The organism is Cohnella caldifontis, from assembly GCF_029360585.1.
GTDB lineage: Bacteria > Bacillota > Bacilli > Paenibacillales > Paenibacillaceae > Cohnella > Cohnella caldifontis.
Genome location: NZ_JAQZSJ010000003.1, coordinates 337,376 through 353,988 on the forward strand (window position 1 = coordinate 337,376; position 16,613 = coordinate 353,988).

17 protein-coding genes and 1 riboswitch are annotated in these 16,613 nt (G+C 62.7%); of the genes, 15 read left to right on the forward strand and 2 right to left on the reverse strand.

Going from position 1 to position 16,613, the window contains the following annotated elements; all coding sequences use genetic code 11:
• Positions 1-45 precede the first annotated feature (45 nt).
• The 3 genes from PTZ19_RS07345 to PTZ19_RS07355 are packed head-to-tail and all read left to right on the forward strand — an operon-like array spanning position 46 to position 3,171.
• Entirely contained in the window at positions 46-762 is a 717-nt protein-coding gene (locus PTZ19_RS07345; RefSeq protein WP_276353444.1) for a response regulator transcription factor, read from the forward strand.
• A complete protein-coding gene (locus PTZ19_RS07350) occupies positions 759-1,814 on the forward strand; it encodes a HAMP domain-containing sensor histidine kinase (protein WP_276353446.1) in 1,056 nt (351 codons plus the stop codon). Before PTZ19_RS07345 ends, PTZ19_RS07350 begins: the two co-directional genes overlap by 4 nt.
• 22 nt (positions 1,815-1,836) lie before the next feature.
• On the forward strand, positions 1,837-3,171 hold the full coding sequence (locus PTZ19_RS07355; RefSeq protein ID WP_276353447.1) for a molybdopterin-dependent oxidoreductase: 1,335 nt from the start codon (positions 1,837-1,839) through the stop codon (positions 3,169-3,171).
• A gap of 151 nt (positions 3,172-3,322) precedes the next feature.
• On the opposite strand, the gene PTZ19_RS07360 is transcribed toward PTZ19_RS07355, so the two are convergent.
• A complete protein-coding gene (locus PTZ19_RS07360; protein ID WP_276353448.1) occupies positions 3,323-3,466 on the reverse strand; it encodes a hypothetical protein in 144 nt (47 codons plus the stop codon).
• 80 nt (positions 3,467-3,546) lie between these two features.
• On the opposite strand from PTZ19_RS07360, the gene PTZ19_RS07365 reads away from it, so the two are divergent.
• The 3 genes from PTZ19_RS07365 (at position 3,547) to PTZ19_RS07375 (ending at position 7,005) form a co-directional block, all read left to right on the forward strand.
• Complete coding sequence (locus PTZ19_RS07365; protein ID WP_276353449.1) at positions 3,547-4,485, forward strand: DUF6612 family protein; 939 nt, start codon at positions 3,547-3,549, stop codon at positions 4,483-4,485.
• A 78-nt stretch (positions 4,486-4,563) separates the two neighbouring features.
• Complete coding sequence (gene ychF, locus PTZ19_RS07370) at positions 4,564-5,664, forward strand: redox-regulated ATPase YchF (protein ID WP_276353450.1); 1,101 nt, start codon at positions 4,564-4,566, stop codon at positions 5,662-5,664.
• A gap of 510 nt (positions 5,665-6,174) precedes the next feature.
• A complete protein-coding gene (locus PTZ19_RS07375; protein ID WP_276353451.1) occupies positions 6,175-7,005 on the forward strand; it encodes a hypothetical protein in 831 nt (276 codons plus the stop codon).
• 86 nt (positions 7,006-7,091) lie between these two features.
• Here the strand turns inward: PTZ19_RS07375 and PTZ19_RS07380 are convergent, their stop codons facing one another.
• Positions 7,092-7,835, reverse strand: coding sequence for a hypothetical protein (locus tag PTZ19_RS07380; protein ID WP_276353452.1), 744 nt, complete (start codon positions 7,833-7,835; stop codon positions 7,092-7,094).
• 287 nt (positions 7,836-8,122) lie between these two features.
• Between PTZ19_RS07380 and prfA the strand changes: the two genes are divergently transcribed.
• The 9 genes from prfA to PTZ19_RS07425 all read left to right on the forward strand — a co-directional run bounded on the left by prfA (position 8,123) and on the right by PTZ19_RS07425 (position 16,506).
• Entirely contained in the window at positions 8,123-9,196 is a 1,074-nt protein-coding gene (gene prfA / locus PTZ19_RS07385; protein ID WP_276353453.1) for a peptide chain release factor 1, read from the forward strand.
• Positions 9,197-9,267: 71 nt separating this feature from the next.
• On the forward strand, positions 9,268-10,218 hold the full coding sequence (prmC, locus tag PTZ19_RS07390; RefSeq protein WP_276353454.1) for a peptide chain release factor N(5)-glutamine methyltransferase: 951 nt from the start codon (positions 9,268-9,270) through the stop codon (positions 10,216-10,218).
• Positions 10,219-10,421: 203 nt separating this feature from the next.
• Complete coding sequence (locus PTZ19_RS07395; RefSeq protein ID WP_276353455.1) at positions 10,422-11,216, forward strand: stage II sporulation protein R; 795 nt, start codon at positions 10,422-10,424, stop codon at positions 11,214-11,216.
• 94 nt (positions 11,217-11,310) lie between these two features.
• Entirely contained in the window at positions 11,311-12,411 is a 1,101-nt protein-coding gene (locus tag PTZ19_RS07400; protein WP_276353456.1) for an L-threonylcarbamoyladenylate synthase, read from the forward strand.
• Positions 12,412-12,606: 195 nt separating this feature from the next.
• Entirely contained in the window at positions 12,607-13,167 is a 561-nt protein-coding gene (locus PTZ19_RS07405) for a manganese efflux pump MntP (protein ID WP_276353457.1), read from the forward strand.
• Positions 13,168-13,212: 45 nt separating this feature from the next.
• On the forward strand, positions 13,213-13,806 hold the full coding sequence (locus tag PTZ19_RS07410) for a low molecular weight protein arginine phosphatase (RefSeq protein WP_276353458.1): 594 nt from the start codon (positions 13,213-13,215) through the stop codon (positions 13,804-13,806).
• A gap of 43 nt (positions 13,807-13,849) precedes the next feature.
• A riboswitch (ZMP/ZTP riboswitch) is annotated at positions 13,850-13,932 on the forward strand.
• A gap of 170 nt (positions 13,933-14,102) precedes the next feature.
• The gene (gene rpiB / locus PTZ19_RS07415) at positions 14,103-14,561 is read left to right on the forward strand and encodes a ribose 5-phosphate isomerase B (RefSeq protein ID WP_276353461.1); all 459 of its coding nucleotides are present in this window, start codon (positions 14,103-14,105) and stop codon (positions 14,559-14,561) included.
• A 43-nt stretch (positions 14,562-14,604) separates the two neighbouring features.
• On the forward strand, positions 14,605-15,189 hold the full coding sequence (locus PTZ19_RS07420; protein ID WP_276353463.1) for a TIGR01440 family protein: 585 nt from the start codon (positions 14,605-14,607) through the stop codon (positions 15,187-15,189).
• 69 nt (positions 15,190-15,258) lie between these two features.
• Positions 15,259-16,506: a serine hydroxymethyltransferase gene (locus PTZ19_RS07425; protein ID WP_276353464.1), complete on the forward strand. Its 1,248-nt coding sequence runs from the start codon at positions 15,259-15,261 to the stop codon at positions 16,504-16,506.
• Positions 16,507-16,613: the final 107 nt, after the last annotated feature.

The following is a 16,613-nucleotide window of genomic DNA, read 5'->3' on the forward strand; positions in this document are numbered from 1 at the left end:
TGTGCTATAATTTGGGAAAAAGCGGACGGCGGAGGTTGGCGCGGCATGGCGGGGGAAACGGTGCTGGTGGCGGATGACGAACGGGACATCACGGACGTGTGCCGACGCTATCTCGAGCGTGAGGGCTATCGGGTGATCACGGCCGGCGACGGACTGGAAGCGCTCTCCATGTGGGAGGCTCAGCGGCCCGACCTGGTCGTGCTGGATTTGATGATGCCCGGCAAATCCGGCTGGGACGTCTGCTCGGCCATCCGCGATGCCGAAGACGTGCCGATCGTCATGCTGACCGCCCGCGGCGAGGAAAGCGACCGCTTGCTCGGCCTTACGCTGGGCGCGGACGATTACTTGACCAAGCCGTTCAGTCCCCGCGAGCTGGTGCTGAGAATCCGCAACATTTTAAGAAGATCGTCGGGGGAACGGAACGCGGGGCAGCGGCAGCCGGCGGAAGAAACGGAGAAGCATTTCGAAGGCTTGTCTCTCTATCCGTCGCAGCGGAAAACGGTCGTCTGGGGACGGGAAACGGAGTTGACGGTCAAGGAGTTCGACCTCCTTCATTGGTTCGTGCGCCATCCCGGCCAGGTGTTTTCCCGAAGCCAACTGCTCAGCCGCGTCTGGGATATCGATTTCGAAGGGGACACGACCACCGTCACCGTGCACATTCGCAGGCTGCGGGAGAAGATCGAGGCGGATCCCTCCGAGCCTGCCTGGATCAAGACGGTTTGGGGAATCGGCTATAAATTCGAAGGAAGGCCGCTGTCATGAAGGGATATGGCATCAAGCTGAGGCCGTACCTGCTGCTCGCCAACGCGGTCAGCCTGGGGATCGTGTTGGGTCTTCTGTTTCTCAGCTACAGCCGGATGCTGCTGGACCGCTCCACTTTTTTGTGGCTGGGGGGCGCGACGCTGGCGGCCGGGCTGCTGTCCTTCGCGGTCCACTACGCGCTGGTCCGCCCGCTCGAGCGGTCCGTCGAACGGATCGGGGAAGCTTCCCGCGAAATCGCGTCGGGCTCGTTCGGCACCGAGGTGCCGATCGTGGGGACCGCCGAATTCCGCCAGCTGGCAGAAGGATTCAACGCGATGAGCCGGCAGCTGGACGAAAGCTTCACGCGCCTGCGCCGGTCGGAGGAATCCCGGCGGGAGCTGGTCGCGAATGCCGCGCACGACTTAAGGACGCCGCTGGCGCTGCTCCAATCCCATGCGGAGGCGCTGCAGGACGGGCTGATCCGGGACGAAGAGACCTTCCGCCGATACGTGAACACGATCCGGACGGAATCCGCGAGGCTCGGGGCGCTCGTCCAGGATTTGTTCGAACTGTCCCGAATCGACGCGGAGGCGGAGGAGCTTCGCCCGGTTCCCCTCGTGCTGGAGGACGTCCTGGTCGAGACATTGAACGCCTTCTCTCCCCGGCTGGAAGCCAGACGGATCGACGCGCGGGTCGCCCTGCCGGACCCCGCTCCCGCGGTGCTCGGCACGGAACTGGCGATGCGCAGAATCCTCGGCAATTTGCTCGACAACGCGATCCGGCATTCCCCGGAAGGCGGAGTCGTCCGGATCGAAGCCGCTGCGGAAGGTCCGGGACGGCTGAAAATCGTCGTCGCCGACGAAGGGGAAGGGGTTCCGCGGCAGGAGCGGGAGCGGATTTTCGAACGGTTTTACCGGGTGGATCCGAGCAGGCGCAGGGACGGAAGCGGGGGAGGCTTGGGGCTGGCCATCGCGAAAGCCCTCGTGGAGAAGCTGGGAGGAGAAATCGGCGTGGAGGACGGCGTGCCGAAAGGGAGCGCGTTCTGGTTTACGGTCCCTCAGGCGCAGCGCTAAAGCCCGAAAGGCGGGGATGGGCATGAATCGGAAAAAACCGGGCTTCGGAAAACAGCTCGCCGAGCTGCATCGGTGGAACGCCTGGGTAACGGCGGCGCTGTCCGCGAGCGGATTGCTGCTGGCCTGGGGACTCGTGCGCGAGTGGGGAGAGATCCGGATTTGGATCCGGCAGCTGCATACGGCGGTTGGCCTTCTGTCGGGCGTCCTGATTTTATCGTACGTTCCGCTCGCGAGACGCCACCTCAAGCAGATCCGGCAGCGAACCCGGCAAAAAGGCAACTTGGCGTTCGTCCTTGTTTTGCTGATCGGTTGGCTCGCGTCCGGGATCGTACTGTGGCAGCTGCGCCATTTTCCGCCCAGGTGGGGGAACAATGCGAGGCTGATCCACCAGCTGCTCACGTACGTCGGTTTGCCTTATATCCTCTATCATTCGGTCACGCGTTTGAAATGGATGAAGCAGCCCGAACGCCGAGCGGTTCGGACCGGAAGGGAGGAGACGGCGGGGGGCGCTTCAGCCTTCGCGCGAGAGACGGCGGGAGGCGCTCCTACAGTCGCGGAGGCGGCAGGAAAGGCGTCTCTAGTCCCGCAGGAGACGGGTCCTTCCGTTCCGGGGCCGTGGCTGAACCGCCGGCAGTTTCTGAAAGTCTCGCTGGGCGCGGCGCTGGCGGTTACGGTGCTTCCTCCGTTTTTCCGCTGGCTCGGCTCCGTTCCCGGGGCGTCTCCCGCGCGATCGGGCATGGGGGAGGTCGAGGCGGATTCCGATCCGAACCGGATGCTTCCGGCCCCGGAGCCGCTTCCGGATTCCGTCCGGGTCGTCGGGGGAGGGGCCGAGGGACGTTTCGAAGTGTACTCGGTCACCCGGCTGCCGACTTTCACCTCGGACATGTGGTCTTTCCGACTGGACGGTCTTGTCGAGAAGCCGGCCGTCTGGAACTGGGAGCAGTTTCTGAAAATCCCCCGCACGGTGCAAGTCAGCGACTTCCATTGCGTGACCGGCTGGTCGGTGTACCGCAACACGTGGGAAGGCATTCCGCTGTCGAAGCTGTTGGACGAGGCCGGCGTCAAGAAAGAGGCGACCTGGGTCAAGTTCTATTCCGGGGATGGGGTCTACACGGATGCCCTTTCCTTGGAGCAGGCCCGCATGGACGACGTCCTGGTGGCCGTCCTGCACGACGGCAAGCCGATCCCGCGGGATTACGGCGGCCCGGTGCGGCTCGTCGTGCCTCGCATGTACGCTTACAAATCGGTCAAGTGGCTGAGCCGGATCGAGCTGATTTCGGAGGAACATATCGGCTATTGGGAAGAACGCGGTTACGACAACAACGCGTGGATCAAAGGCAAAGGCGTCCCGCTCTGAGCCGGATAACAAGAAAATAAGCCGTCCCGCGGCCTGAGGCGCGGAGACGGCTTATTTATGCCGATTTAGCGGTTTCCAAACGATTTGCCCAGGCGAAACCGGTATGTTACTTTAGAGGAACTCGCGCGGGAATGGGTAAAGATGCGACCGGTCAGTCGGACTTTTTCGGCTTGGTGGGCACCGGGGCGACGGACTTCGTCCGCTCGATGGTGTCGTTGACGAAGGCCATGTCCTGATTTTCCGCTTTCATGTTCGTCGTGCCTTTGTAGTTGCCTTTATGCGTAAGGTTTTCCACGGGGTTCTCCTCCTCGTTCGGGAATGCGTGAGTCTATTGTGCGTGAACGTTCACCTTGATATCCGTTGGGGGTAAAAATGATGAAATTCCAAAATCCGCATGACAGAAGTTCCGCCGTCCGTCGGCTGCTCGTTGCCGCCGTATTGGCGGGTTCGGTTCTGACGGCGGCTGCCTGCAGCTCGCCGGATTCGCCAGTCTCTTCACCGGCATCGGCTTCCTCTCCGATCGCGTCCCCGTCGGCATCCGCCCAGCCGGGGCAAGCGGATGCGCGGGAACTGCTGGCCCAGGCCCGGGAAGCCGCGAAAACCATGAAAAATTACGAATTCAAACTGCGGATGACCCAGAAATTGAAAACCGGTACGGCCGCGAACGATTCCGACGTCAGCGTGGACATGGAAGGCCGCGCGGAGCTGGGCCCGCTGAAGCTGGACCAGCAGGTGAGCAGCGTAACGGACGGCCAAGCCTATTCCATCCGGGCCATTCTCGTTCCTGACGCCTATTACATGTACGATCCCGAGTTCGAGGAATGGAGCAAAACCCCGAAGGAGCAGACGGCAGAGATCGCCAAGACGCTTTCCGACTTTCAAGTCGACCCCGGCAAAGCGCTCGCCGCGGTCGCTGCGCTGGGCGGCGGCCTCAAGTCGGAGGAAGCGGCGGACGGGGATAAAATCGCTTTTTCGGGCAACGGATCCGAAGCGAAGGCGTTCCTGGATACCGTGCTGGAAAGCACGCTCGACCTTTCGGGCATGGATCCGAAAATCCGGGACAGCATCAAGCTGTCCAGCCTGAACGTCGACGTGGAGCTGGATCCTGCCAGCCATCTGCCGACTTCCTACCGCATCGATTCCGTCATGACGGTGGAATACGAGGCGGGCAAACCTTCCACGCTGACGCAATCCTTCAGCGGCAGCTACGCCAAGATCAACGCCGCGGCTCCCGTGACCGTCCCTGAAGCGGCGAAGGAAGCGCCGGAGCTGGATCCGTCGGAGCTCGATACCGGATCGGCCCAGTTCGATTGACGGTCTCCCGCCGCTTGTGGACGTACCCGGCCGCTTCCGTTATAATGTGCTGAGAATTATAGAGGAGTGGTCCAACCGATGGCTCTGTCGTGTGGAATCGTCGGCTTGCCGAACGTGGGCAAATCGACTTTGTTTAACGCGATCACGCAGGCGGGCGCCGAGTCCGCCAATTATCCGTTTTGCACGATCGACCCGAACGTCGGCGTCGTGGAGGTACCGGACGAGCGGCTGCAGAAGCTGGCCGATATCGTGAACCCGAACCGCATCGTTCCGACCGCGTTCGAATTCGTCGACATCGCCGGCCTGGTGAAGGGCGCGAGCCGCGGCGAAGGGCTGGGCAACAAGTTCCTGGCCAACATCCGCGAGGTCGACGCCATCGTGCACGTCGTCCGCTGCTTCCAGGACGAGAATATCACCCACGTCTCGGGCAAAGTCGATCCGATCCGCGACATCGAGGTCATCAACCTGGAGCTGATCCTGGCCGACATGGACACCGTGGAGAAGCGGATCGACCGCACGCGGAAGAACATGAAGGGCGGCGACAAGAAATTCGCCGTCGAGCTCGAGGCGCTCGAACGGATCCAGAAGGCGCTGCAGGACGAGAAGCCGGCCCGCAGCGTCGAGCTGACGGACGAAGAGAAGCTGCTGGTGCGGGATCTCCATTTGCTCACGATCAAACCGGTGCTGTACGCGGCCAACGTCAGCGAGAGCGAGGCGGCGAACGCGGACGGCAACGAGTTCGTGCAGCGCGTGCGGGAATTCGCGGCTGCCGAAGGCTCCGAAGTGGTGCCGATCAGCGCCAAGGTCGAGAGCGAGATCGCCGAGCTGGAAGGCGAGGACAAAGCGATGTTCCTCGAGGAGCTCGGGCTGCAGGAGTCCGGCCTGGACCGCTTGATCCGCGCCGCCTACAAGCTGCTCGGCCTGTATACCTACTTCACCGCGGGCGTGCAGGAGGTACGGGCATGGACGATCCGCAAAGGCACGAAAGCCCCGCAGGCGGCCGCCGTCATCCATACGGATTTCGAACGGGGTTTCATCCGCGCGGAGGTGGTTTCCTACGAGGACCTGGTAAATTCGGGTTCGATGAACGCCGCCCGGGAAAAAGGGCTGCTTCGCCTCGAGGGCAAAGACTACGTCGTGGCGGACGGAGACGTCATGCACTTCCGCTTTAACGTATAATTCGGTTTCACGCGCTCGCGGGCGCTGAAGCGGCCTTCGGGCCGCTTTTTCGTTTAGAAGGAGAATCGTTGGTGAAGCGCGATCTCCAAAGGCAAGGGCTAAGGGCTAAAATGCAGTTGTTTTTTCTGCTTTCCCGCAAAATGAGATGACTAAAGGCCAAAATGCAATTAGCCGGGCCCGTCTCGCGGAAAAATGGAGGATGGGCCTGAAATAAATGCATTTCGGCTCTTTGTACGCCAATACAGGGGCAGAATATGACAGGTAGTTGTATTTTAGCACTTAGCCCCTCCCCCTTTGTTTCTTACGGACGACGAAGTCGTTCTTGCATGCAACGGGTGATCCCTCGTTCACGAGGATCGGTGATAGCCAGTCGTTTCGGCTGCGCATCGCAGTCTGCGCCTAGGTATTCGGGCTCAAGTTTTCGTCCTCCGCAACCTTTCTAGACCCCTTGCCGTCAGTAGGGTTGATCAAAACTGGCGGATTTCGCCAATGGAAAGGGTGCAGGGCAGCATGAAACGGAAGACGGCGATTCTTTTGGTTACGGCGGCGGGACTGCTGGCGACTTCGGCGGCGGCGAACGCTTCCGGACTGACTTCCAAAGTGAGCGGGTTGCTCCGCAAAGACGTGGTCGTATCCATAGACGGAACCGAGACCGGCATTCAGCCCGTGTTCATCGACGGCAAGGCGTACTTGCCGGCGCGGGAAGCCGCGGATGCGCTCGGATACCGGCTGACGTGGAGCGAAGGGGAAGGGGGCAAGCAGATCATCCTCGAAGACGAAGCCGATTTCGCCCTGGCGTCCGGCATTATCGCTAGCATCAAGAAGGACGAGGACGGCAGCGTGACGATCGAGTTCCTCGGCAGGTCGCAAGGAGCCGGCAACTGGATCATGTTCAAGGCAGACGGCAAATCCGAAATCGCGGACGAAAACGGCGAAAAGCGGAAGCTTGACGATTTGAAGGAAGGGCAGCGCATTACCGTCGAGTACGGCCCGGCCGTTGCCTTGAGCTTCCCGCCCCAAGCGTACGCGAACAAAATCACCGTCGGCACGCAACGGTTCATTCGGGAAGAAGCCGTCGGCGACGTCAACGTCACCGACGAAGGCGTCCGGGTATCTTTCGGATCGGGCGAAGGCGCCGCCTATAAGCCGGACCTGGTGCTGAACGCGGGCAAGGAGTCGGCGATCGTCAACGCGCAGGGCCAATCCCTCGAGTGGTCGGACCTGAAGAAAGGCATGAAAATCCGCGCCTACTACGGCCCGGTCGTGACGAAGAGCATCCCGCCGCAGTCTCCGATCGACACGATCGTCGTACTGGACGAAGTGAAGGCGGAGCAAAAATAAAAAGTATAAGTCACGGCGAGACGAGCGGCCTTCGGGCCGCTTTTTCCATCTTGTCCGCACGCGCGAACCCCGCCGAAACCCCGGCCCTAGCCGCCGGGGTTTTGCCGTTTTTGGATTTTCGACGGATTGTTGATTTTGTAAGGCACCGGATGCTTCGACAGCTTCTTGGCGATGATCTTCGCTTCGAACTCGATCGTGTCCCCGACGGCCAGCTCCAGCTTCTTCAGCGTGGCGCTGTGGCTGGACCAGGCTTCCCCGACCTCGATTGCCGGATCGACGATCGCGACGGATTCATAAATGACGACCTCGTCTTCCGTTTCCGTGAAGGGGTTAGGCACGGTCGTGAATTCCTTGACGGTCCCGATCATGCCGACTTTATCCTCGGGCAGCTCGAGCTTGGGCGCGCGGCCTTTCTTCTCTTTGGCTTTCGGCGGCTCTTTCGCCGAGGGAGCTTCGGTCGTTGGAGCGTCCGTCTCGACCGCCGCCTTCACGACCTCCGGCTCCTCCGCGGCGGCCGGAGCTTCCGTCTCCGCAGGCTCGTCCGAAGCGGCGGCTGACCGCTGGTTGAAGGCGGACGATTGCATCTCCTTCAGGTAGGAGGGATGGATGCAGTGCTTCTGCCCGTTCTCGAACGCGATGACCGCCGTGACCGGATCGACATATCCGACGATGCTGCAGGTCAACAACATGCGGTTGCCTTTGTAGAGGAACGTTTTCGCTTTCGCCGCTTTCTCGGAGAGCAGTCCCCATTCTTTGCATTTCTCGAGCTGCGCCGCCTCGTTTTCGAATTCCGCGTACGATTCCGGTTCGATCGCGAACGTGTAGGCCATGTCCGTTCCGCCTTTCTTTTTTAAAGAGATCTTACCATTTTGCGGCGATGGCGTTGAAGCTTTATTTTCTTTCGCGCTGACGCGTTCACCCACGAGTCGGGACGTTTTGCGTTCGGCCTCGAGCTGCCGCTGAACGGTCCGGACGGCGCGCTCGAACGATGACGCCTCCACTGGAGCGCGCGGTAAAACGGCAGCTCGCACCGGACTTGCGGCGGTGTGCTATAATAGAGTGTGCAACAGCCGCGTCTTTCCTAAGAGATCGGCAAACTAACGGAGGTTGAGGAGAGGTGCTGGACCGTCTGCAAGCGTTGGCGGATCGCTACGAGAAACTGAGCGAGCTGCTGTGCGACCCCGACGTGGTGAACGATGCCGCTCGGCTGCGCGCGTATGCCAAAGAACAAGCGGGCCTGGAGGAAGCGTACCAGGGCTATACGGAATATAAATCGGTGCTGGACCAGCTGGCAGGCGCCAAAGCGATGCTCGAAGAGAAGCTGGACGACGAAATGCGCGAGATGGTCAAAATGGAAATCGGCGAGCTGGAAGAACGGAAGACGGAGCTCGAGGACCGGATCCGCATCCTGCTGCTGCCCAAGGACCCCAACGACGGCAAGAACGTCATCGTGGAAATCCGGGGCGCAGCGGGCGGAGAAGAAGCGAACTTGTTCGCGGCCGACCTGTACCGGATGTACGCCAAATACGCGGACAGCCAGGGCTGGCGCATCGAGATGCTGGAAGCGAACGTCAGCGATCTCGGCGGCTTCAAGGAAGTGATCTTCTCGGTCAGCGGCCCGGACGCCTACCGCAAGCTGAAGTACGAGAGCGGGGCGCACCGCGTGCAGCGGGTGCCGGAGACGGAATCCGGCGGGCGGATCCATACGTCCACGTCCACCGTCGTCGTCATGCCCGAGGCGGAGGAAGTCGACATCGAGATTCTCGACAAGGACATCCGCGTGGATACGTTCTGCTCCAGCGGCGCCGGCGGCCAGTCGGTCAATACGACCAAATCGGCCGTGCGGGTGACGCACATTCCGACCGGCATCGTCGCGACGTGCCAGGACGGCAAATCGCAGAACGACAACAAGGCCAAGGCGCTGCAGGTGCTGCGCGCCCGGATCATGGACATGAAACTGCAGGAAGAAGAAGCCAAATACGCCGGCGAGCGCCGCGAGAAAGTCGGGACCGGCGACCGCAGCGAGCGGATCCGCACGTACAATTTCCCGCAGAGCCGGGTCACCGACCATCGGATCGGGCTGACCCTGCATCGGCTGGACGCCGTGCTGAACGGCGACATGGAGGAAATCGTGCAGTCGCTGACGCTGGCCGAACAGACGGAAATGCTGGCGCGCGAGAACATCGGGTAACGCGTAAGGCTCGTATGGGTTTGGCTGCGGATCGAATCGCGGCAATCGGAAAATGGCAGGAGGCGCCCGCGTTGAATCGAAACGGGTCGGGAGCGGCGACGCTCCGGGACGCTTGGAATCAAGGAACGGCGAGTTTGGAACGGGCGGGGATCGAAGAAGCGGCCGCGGACGCGGAGCTTCTTCTTTTGCATTTGCTGGGCAAGAGCAAAGCGGAGCTGCTGCGCGACTGGCGCGAGCCTTGGCCGGGTGACGCGGAGCTTGCGGCGGCTTGGGAGACCATGCTGCGGCGCCGCGCTTCGGGGGAGCCGGTGCAGTATATCGTCGGATCGCAGGGCTTCTTCGGACGGGAGTTCGAGGTGAGTCCCGCCGTGCTCATTCCGCGGCCGGAGACTGAGCTGCTGGCGGAAGCGGTGCTGGCGGCCGGTGATCGGCTGTGGCCGCACGCCTCCGGAGCAAGCGGCAGGACCGAACGCATGGAGGCTGGCCGAACGTCCGGGGCGGTGCCGCACGTGCTGGACGTGGGCACCGGGAGCGGCGCCTTGGCCGTGACGCTGGCGGCGGAGAGGCCGGCCTGGCGGGTGACGGCCAGCGATTTGTCCGCGGACGCGCTGGCCTTGGCCGGGCGGAACGCGGAACGATTGGGCGCGGGCGAACGGATTCGATTCGTGCGGGGAGACCTGCTGGAGCCGTTCTTGGCGGCGGCCGGCGGCGAGCCCATCGACATCCTCGTGTCCAACCCTCCGTATATCCGGACGGACGAGCTGGCCGGCCTGCAGCGGGAAGTCCGGGATTACGAGCCTCGGCTCGCGCTGGACGGCGGAGACGACGGGCTGGCGCCCTACCGCCGGATGGCGGGCCAATTGGGGCAGCTGCCTCGGCTCCCCCGGGTCGTCGCCTGGGAAGTCGGCGCGGGCCAAGCGGAGGACGTCGCGGAGCTGCTTCGGGCGGCTGCCGAATGGGCCGAAATCCGGTATGTCCAGGATTATGCCGGCATCCGCCGGCATGTGCTGGCGGTTCGATAAGCGTGCCGTTTCCGGATACGGGACGAGACCGCGCGGTGCGGCAAATCCGTCGCGGGCGCATGCGATTGACGGGCCGAGTTTCCGTCATGTCGAACCGAATAGGTAAATTGCTAGGTTTATAGATTCGCCGAGTGGACATACTGATGGCTAAGACGTTCCGGAACGCATAGCGCGCCGACGGGTGCGACAAGGAGAAGATCCCTATGCGGCGTCTCGGCCATCATTTTCCTTTCTTCCTTTCCTATCGGTTTTCTTTCGCTCGACTGACCAAGCTGTTTCTGGCTTATTTGATCCTGATCGCCGGTTTGTCGGCCGTTAACGGCAAGACGGCGTCCGCTTTCGAAGACGAAGGGGATATCATTCCGGCGGATGCCATCCGCATCCGCATCCTCGCGAACTCCGACTCCGACTTCGACCAGCAAGTGAAGCGGAGCGTGCGGGACCGGGTGGAGAGAGAGATCGTCTCCTGGGGCCCCATGCCCGGCAGCCATGACGAAGCCCGCGCCTTCATCGCCTCCCATCTGGACGATGTGCAGGCCGTTGCCGACGCCGCTTTGGCCGAATGGAGCGTGCCTTACGGCGCGAAAGTGGAATTGAACAAGGTTCCTTTTCCGGATAAAACGTTCGAAGGTCATACCTATACGGCCGGAGAATACGAAGCGCTCCGGATCTCCCTAGGGGGAGGGACGGGCGCGAACTGGTGGTGCGTGCTGTTTCCGCCTCTGTGCCTGACGGCGGCGACGGCATCGGAAGAACCTGCGGCGGAGAAGGCGGCCGCGGAGAAGGCGAGCGGCAAAGCCGGGGGTGCTGCCGCGGAAAAGACTTCCGCCCAAGCGTCCAAAGGCGCGGTCGCCGAGAAAACCGGCGGGAAAGCCGGCGGACAAGCGTCTCGCGTTATCGGCGTCAAGGAGGACGGCAGCAGGAAACCGCAGCCGAAGTTTTTCCTGGGGGAGTTGCTGGGCAAGCTCGGCAAGTTTCTGAAGTCGCTGTTCTCATAAGGACGGCTGAAGCGGAAAATTATGCTATAATGTCCCACGAAGATCAGAATACGGCGACCCGGGAAGACGATTCCCGACGGGAGCCGACGCAAGGATGGAACGCGAAACCATGACCTCGACCCGATACTGGCCGGCGGCCGATAAAGAAGCCGGCCTTCAGGAAGCCGCCGCGGCGCTCGCCGCAGGCGGCGTCGTCGCTTTCCCGACGGAAACCGTATACGGCTTGGGAGCCGACGCCCGGAACACCGCCGCCGTCCGGCGGATCTTCGAGGCGAAAGGCCGCCCGGCGGACAATCCGCTGATCGTGCACGTAGCGTCCGAAGAGTCGCTGCCCGCGCTGACCGAGCGGGTGAACGAGATCGAGCGCCGGCTGATCGCGGCGTTCTGGCCCGGGCCGCTGACGCTGGTGCTCCCCGTAAAGCCGGGAGCCGTGTCCCCGCTGGTGACGGCAGGGCTGGACACGGTGGGGATCCGCATGCCCGACCACGATACCGCGCTCCGCTTAATCGCGGAATCCGGCTGCCCCCTCGCCGCTCCCAGCGCGAACCGCTCCGGCCGCCCGAGTCCGACGACCGCCGGGCATGTCCTGGAGGATCTGGAAGGCCGCATCGACGGCGTGGTGGACGGAGGTTCGACCGGGGTCGGACTGGAATCCACGGTCGTACGGGTGCTTGGGAACACCGTGCATATTTTGCGGCCGGGCGGCGTGACCCCGGAACGGCTGCAGGCCGCCGCGGGCCCGTCCGTCCGGGTCGAAGGAACGGCGTCTCCGGCCGGCGGGGGCGCCCCTGCCCCCGCAACGCAAGATGACGACCGGCCGCGCTCCCCCGGCGTCAAGTACACGCATTACGCCCCCCGGGGCGAAATGCTGCTGATCGCCGGGGACGAACCGGAACGGCTCGTCGAAGCCGTACGGCTCCGTTCGGCGGAGGCCCGCCGGCAAGGCCGCAGAGTGGGCATTCTTTCTTGTTCGGAGCATGTCAGCCGATATGAAGGCGCGGCGGACGAAGTGTTCGACTGCGGCCCGCGGTTTTCGCCCGAGGTCGCGGCCCGGCGGCTCTATGCGATTTTGCGCGAATGCGACCGGCTCGGGCTTGCGACGATCCTCGCGGAGAGTTTTCCGGAAGCCGGCATCGGCGCCGCTTTGATGAACCGCATGCGCAAAGCAGCCGGAGGCCGGGAGATCACCGCGTAAGCGCCCCCCTCGTCCGCCAGCCGGTCCGAGTTCCGCCGCCGAGCCGCACCCGCGGCTCCCCCTCGCCTACGGCTTGACCCGCGGAAGGGTCATGTTCCCCGTCTTGTCCGCATATGCTCAGAAAAGAGCGTTGGCGGATTACGAAGCCTTGCGGAGGCGTGCAGCCCCCGCAAGGCTTCTCTGGGAGGGGAAGCTATGTTGGAAATGTCCGCGGCCGCCGGCCATATGCTCGCCGTGCTGTTGATGGCGGTTGCGCTGGGCATGGACGCATTCTCGCTCGGCATCGGCATCGGGATGAGGGGAGTTCGGCTCCTGGACGTGCTCAAGCTGGGGTCCGTCATCGCGCTGTTCCACGTGCTGATGCCGCTGGCCGGCATGGCGACGGGACAATACGTGAGCGGGCTGCTGGGCGGAGTGGCGACGTCGGCGGCCGGGGCGCTGCTGCTGCTTCTCGGCGGACATATGGTTTACAGCTCCTTGCGGGGGGAACAAGTCGGATCGTTCGACCACCGCACCTTATGGGGGTTGCTCGTTTTTTCGCTCAGCGTCAGCATCGATTCGTTTTCGGTCGGGGTGTCGCTCGGCATGTTTTCCGGATCCGTGATGTTCACGGTCCTGCTGTTCGGCTTGTTCGGCGGGCTGATGAGCGTGCTCGGCCTGCTCCTCGGGCGGCGCGTGAGCCGGTCCCTGGGCGGTTACGGCGAGGCGTTCGGCGGGGCGATCCTGTTCGCGTTCGGATTGCTGTTTCTATTTTGAACGAACGTGATAAGATAACGTATATACGACGGAAGGGGGGATTCCATGCGCACCGTTCTTCTCGTATGTACGGGCAACACCTGCCGCAGCCCGATGGCCGAAGCCATGCTGCGGGAATTGGCCGGGCAGTCGAACCTTTCGATCGAAATCCGTTCGGCCGGGGTTGGCGCGATGGACGGCGTTCCCGTGTCGCCTCATGCCGCGGAAGTGCTTCGGCGCAAAAAACTGCCCGTCCCCGGCCCGTCCAAAGCGCTGACCGGCGAGCACGTCGCCTGGGCCGATCTGATTTTGGCCATGACGTCCTCCCACAAGCGGGCCATCATCCAGCACTTTCCCGATGCCGCCGACAAAACCTACACGCTGAAGGAATACGCGTATTTGGACGACGAGCTGAGTCAGGATTTGCTGGAGGCCGAAAGGTTGTATACGGAATGGCAAATCCGGCGGGCGACGGGCGGGCGGCTGGACGATTCGGACCGGGCGCGGCTGGAGGAGCTGCAGAAGCGGCTGCCCGATTTCGACATCGCCGATCCGTACGGCGGACCGTTAGACCTTTACGAGCAAAGCGCGGCCGAAATCCGGGAAGCCCTTAAACGGGTGATCGGACGGCTGGGCGGCGCGGGCAAGGCGGAAACGTGATTGATTTTTGGCCGCCTCTCGGGTATGATGAACGTACAACTTAACGTTCCGATGTGACTGGCGACGCGAAGTGGGTGGAACCACGGGGGAGCATCGGAATGACGGCCGGTCGCCTGGGCGAAGAGCAGTGCGCTTACGATGCGCGCGTGCTCTTTTTTGTCTTTTTCGGCAAGAAAATCGTCGGGCAAAGGAGGAATGGGGAGGCCGGGGTTCGGCCCGGCGGCGTCCGTCCGGACTGTTTGGCCAAGGGGAATTCAGGTATAATACCTGGTGACCGTTACAAGGAGGTTTCATCCATGAAAATCGCCATCGGAGCCGATCATGCCGGCTATCGTTTGAAAGACGTCATCGTTCCGCTGCTGCACAAGCTCGGCCATGAAGTGTCCGACGTGGGCTGCGACTGCGCGGATTCCGTCGATTATCCCGACTATGCGATCCCGGTTTGCGACATGGTCGTGAAAGGCGAAGCGGAGCGCGGCATCCTCATTTGCGGAACGGGCATCGGCATGTCGATCGCGGCCAACAAGACCCCCGGCATCCGATGCGCGCTCGTGCACGATCTGTTTTCGGCGAAAGCGACGCGGGAGCACAACGACACGAACGTGCTGGCCATGGGGGAGCGGGTCATCGGACCCGGCTTGGCCGAGGAGATCGTCAAGGTGTGGCTGGAAACGCCTTTCTCCGGAGGAGAACGGCATCAGAACCGCATCCGCAAGGTCATGGAATTGGAAGATAAACAAGCGCTGCATCCGTAACCGCTTCTTGTCCGCATCCGAGTCCGGGAGGTGTTAGGCGGAAATGGAGGAAGCTTCCGTTGGGATTGCCGATCAGGTGGAGCGGATTTTAAGCGAGCTCGCCGAAGCCGGCAGCCTTCGCGCCGGTAGTCTGGTCGTGTTCGGCGTCAGCACGAGCGAGGTGCTGGGCCGGCGCATCGGCACGGCAGGCACGGAACCGCCGGCGGCTCAGATCTACGAAGGAGCGGAAAGGGTACGCCGGCGGATCGGCATCGAAACGCTGTGGCAGTGCTGCGAGCATCTGAACCGGGCTTTGGTCGCGGAGCGAGCGCTGGCGGAAGCGAAGGGCTGGACCGTCGTTTCCGCGGTGCCGGTACCGAAAGCCGGCGGCTCGATGGCCGCTTATGCCTACCGGCAGCTGAAAGATCCTTGCCTCGTGGAGGCCGTGCAGGCGCATGCCGGCGTGGATATCGGGGAGACGATGATCGGGATGCACCTGCGTCCCGTAGCCGTTCCGTTCCGGCCGCAGATTCGGTGGATCGGGGAAGCCCGCGTGAATGCGGCGTACACCCGGCCGAAGCTGATCGGCGGCGCGAGGGCCGTTTACGAGCTCCCGCAGCAGAACGCCCCGAGCGGAACTTGCGAATAAACGAATCACGAACGTTTTGCCGTTTTCGAAATAGAGTCGTCCCACAATATCGATCTGGAGGTTACCGTCATGAGCCAATTGCATGAGCAAGATCCCGAAATCGTCAAAGCATTGAACCTGGAGTTGGGCCGCCAACGCGACAACATCGAGCTGATCGCGTCCGAGAACATCGTCAGCCGCGCCGTCCTGGAAGCGATGGGCACGGTGCTGACGAACAAATACGCCGAAGGCTATCCGGGCAAACGCTACTACGGCGGCTGCGAATACGTGGACATCGCCGAGGACATCGCGCGCAATCGCGCCAAGGAGCTGTTCGGCGCCGACCACGCCAACGTGCAGCCGCACTCGGGGGCGCAGGCGAACATGGCCGTGTACTTAGCGGCGCTGCAGCCGGGCGACACCGTGCTGGGGATGAACCTGGCGCACGGCGGCCATTTGACCCACGGCAGCCCGGTTAACGCTTCGGGCCTGCTGTACAACTTCGTCGCTTACGGCGTGAACGAGCAGACGTTCACCATCGACTACGACGAAGTCCGCAAAGCGGCGTTCAAGCACCGCCCGCGCATGATCGTGGCCGGCGCGAGCGCGTATCCCCGCATCATCGATTTCGAAGCGATGGGCCAGATCGCCCGCGACGTGGGCGCGCTGTTCTTCGTCGACATGGCGCACATCGCGGGGCTGGTCGCGGCCGGCGAGCATCCGAGCCCGGTGCCGCACGCGCATTTCGTCACGACGACGACGCACAAGACGCTCCGCGGTCCCCGCGGCGGCATGATCCTGTGCCAGAAGCCGTGGGCCGCGGCGATCGACAAAGCCGTGTTCCCGGGCAGCCAGGGCGGCCCGCTCATGCACATCATCGCCGCTAAAGCGGTAGCGCTCGGCGAAGCGTTGCAGCCTTCGTTCAAAGATTACGCCAAGAGCGTCGTCGCCAACGCCAAGGTGCTGTCGGAAGCGCTGCTGGCGGAAGGGCTGAACCTCGTCTCGGGAGGCACGGACAACCACCTGATGCTTGTCGATACCCGCAACCTGAACATCACCGGCAAAGACGCCGAGCACGTGCTGGATTCCGTGGCGATCACGGTCAACAAGAACGCGATCCCGTTCGATCCGACGAGCCCGTTCGTCACGAGCGGCATCCGCATCGGCACGCCGGCGGTCACGTCCCGCGGCATGGGCGCGGACGCGATGAAGACGATCGCCAAGGTCATCGCCATGACTTTGAAAAATTCGAAGGACGAAGCGACGCTGGCCAAAGCGCGCGAGCTTGTCCGCGAGCTGACGGCGCAGTATCCGCTGTATCCGGGCCTGGCGTATTGATCCGTCAGACGAGACGGTTGCAATGAATGGGAAAACCTCCCCTAAATTTGGGGGGAATCAATGTTAGCGCAAAATAAAAACCTCCCTCTAGAATTCCCGTTTTCGGC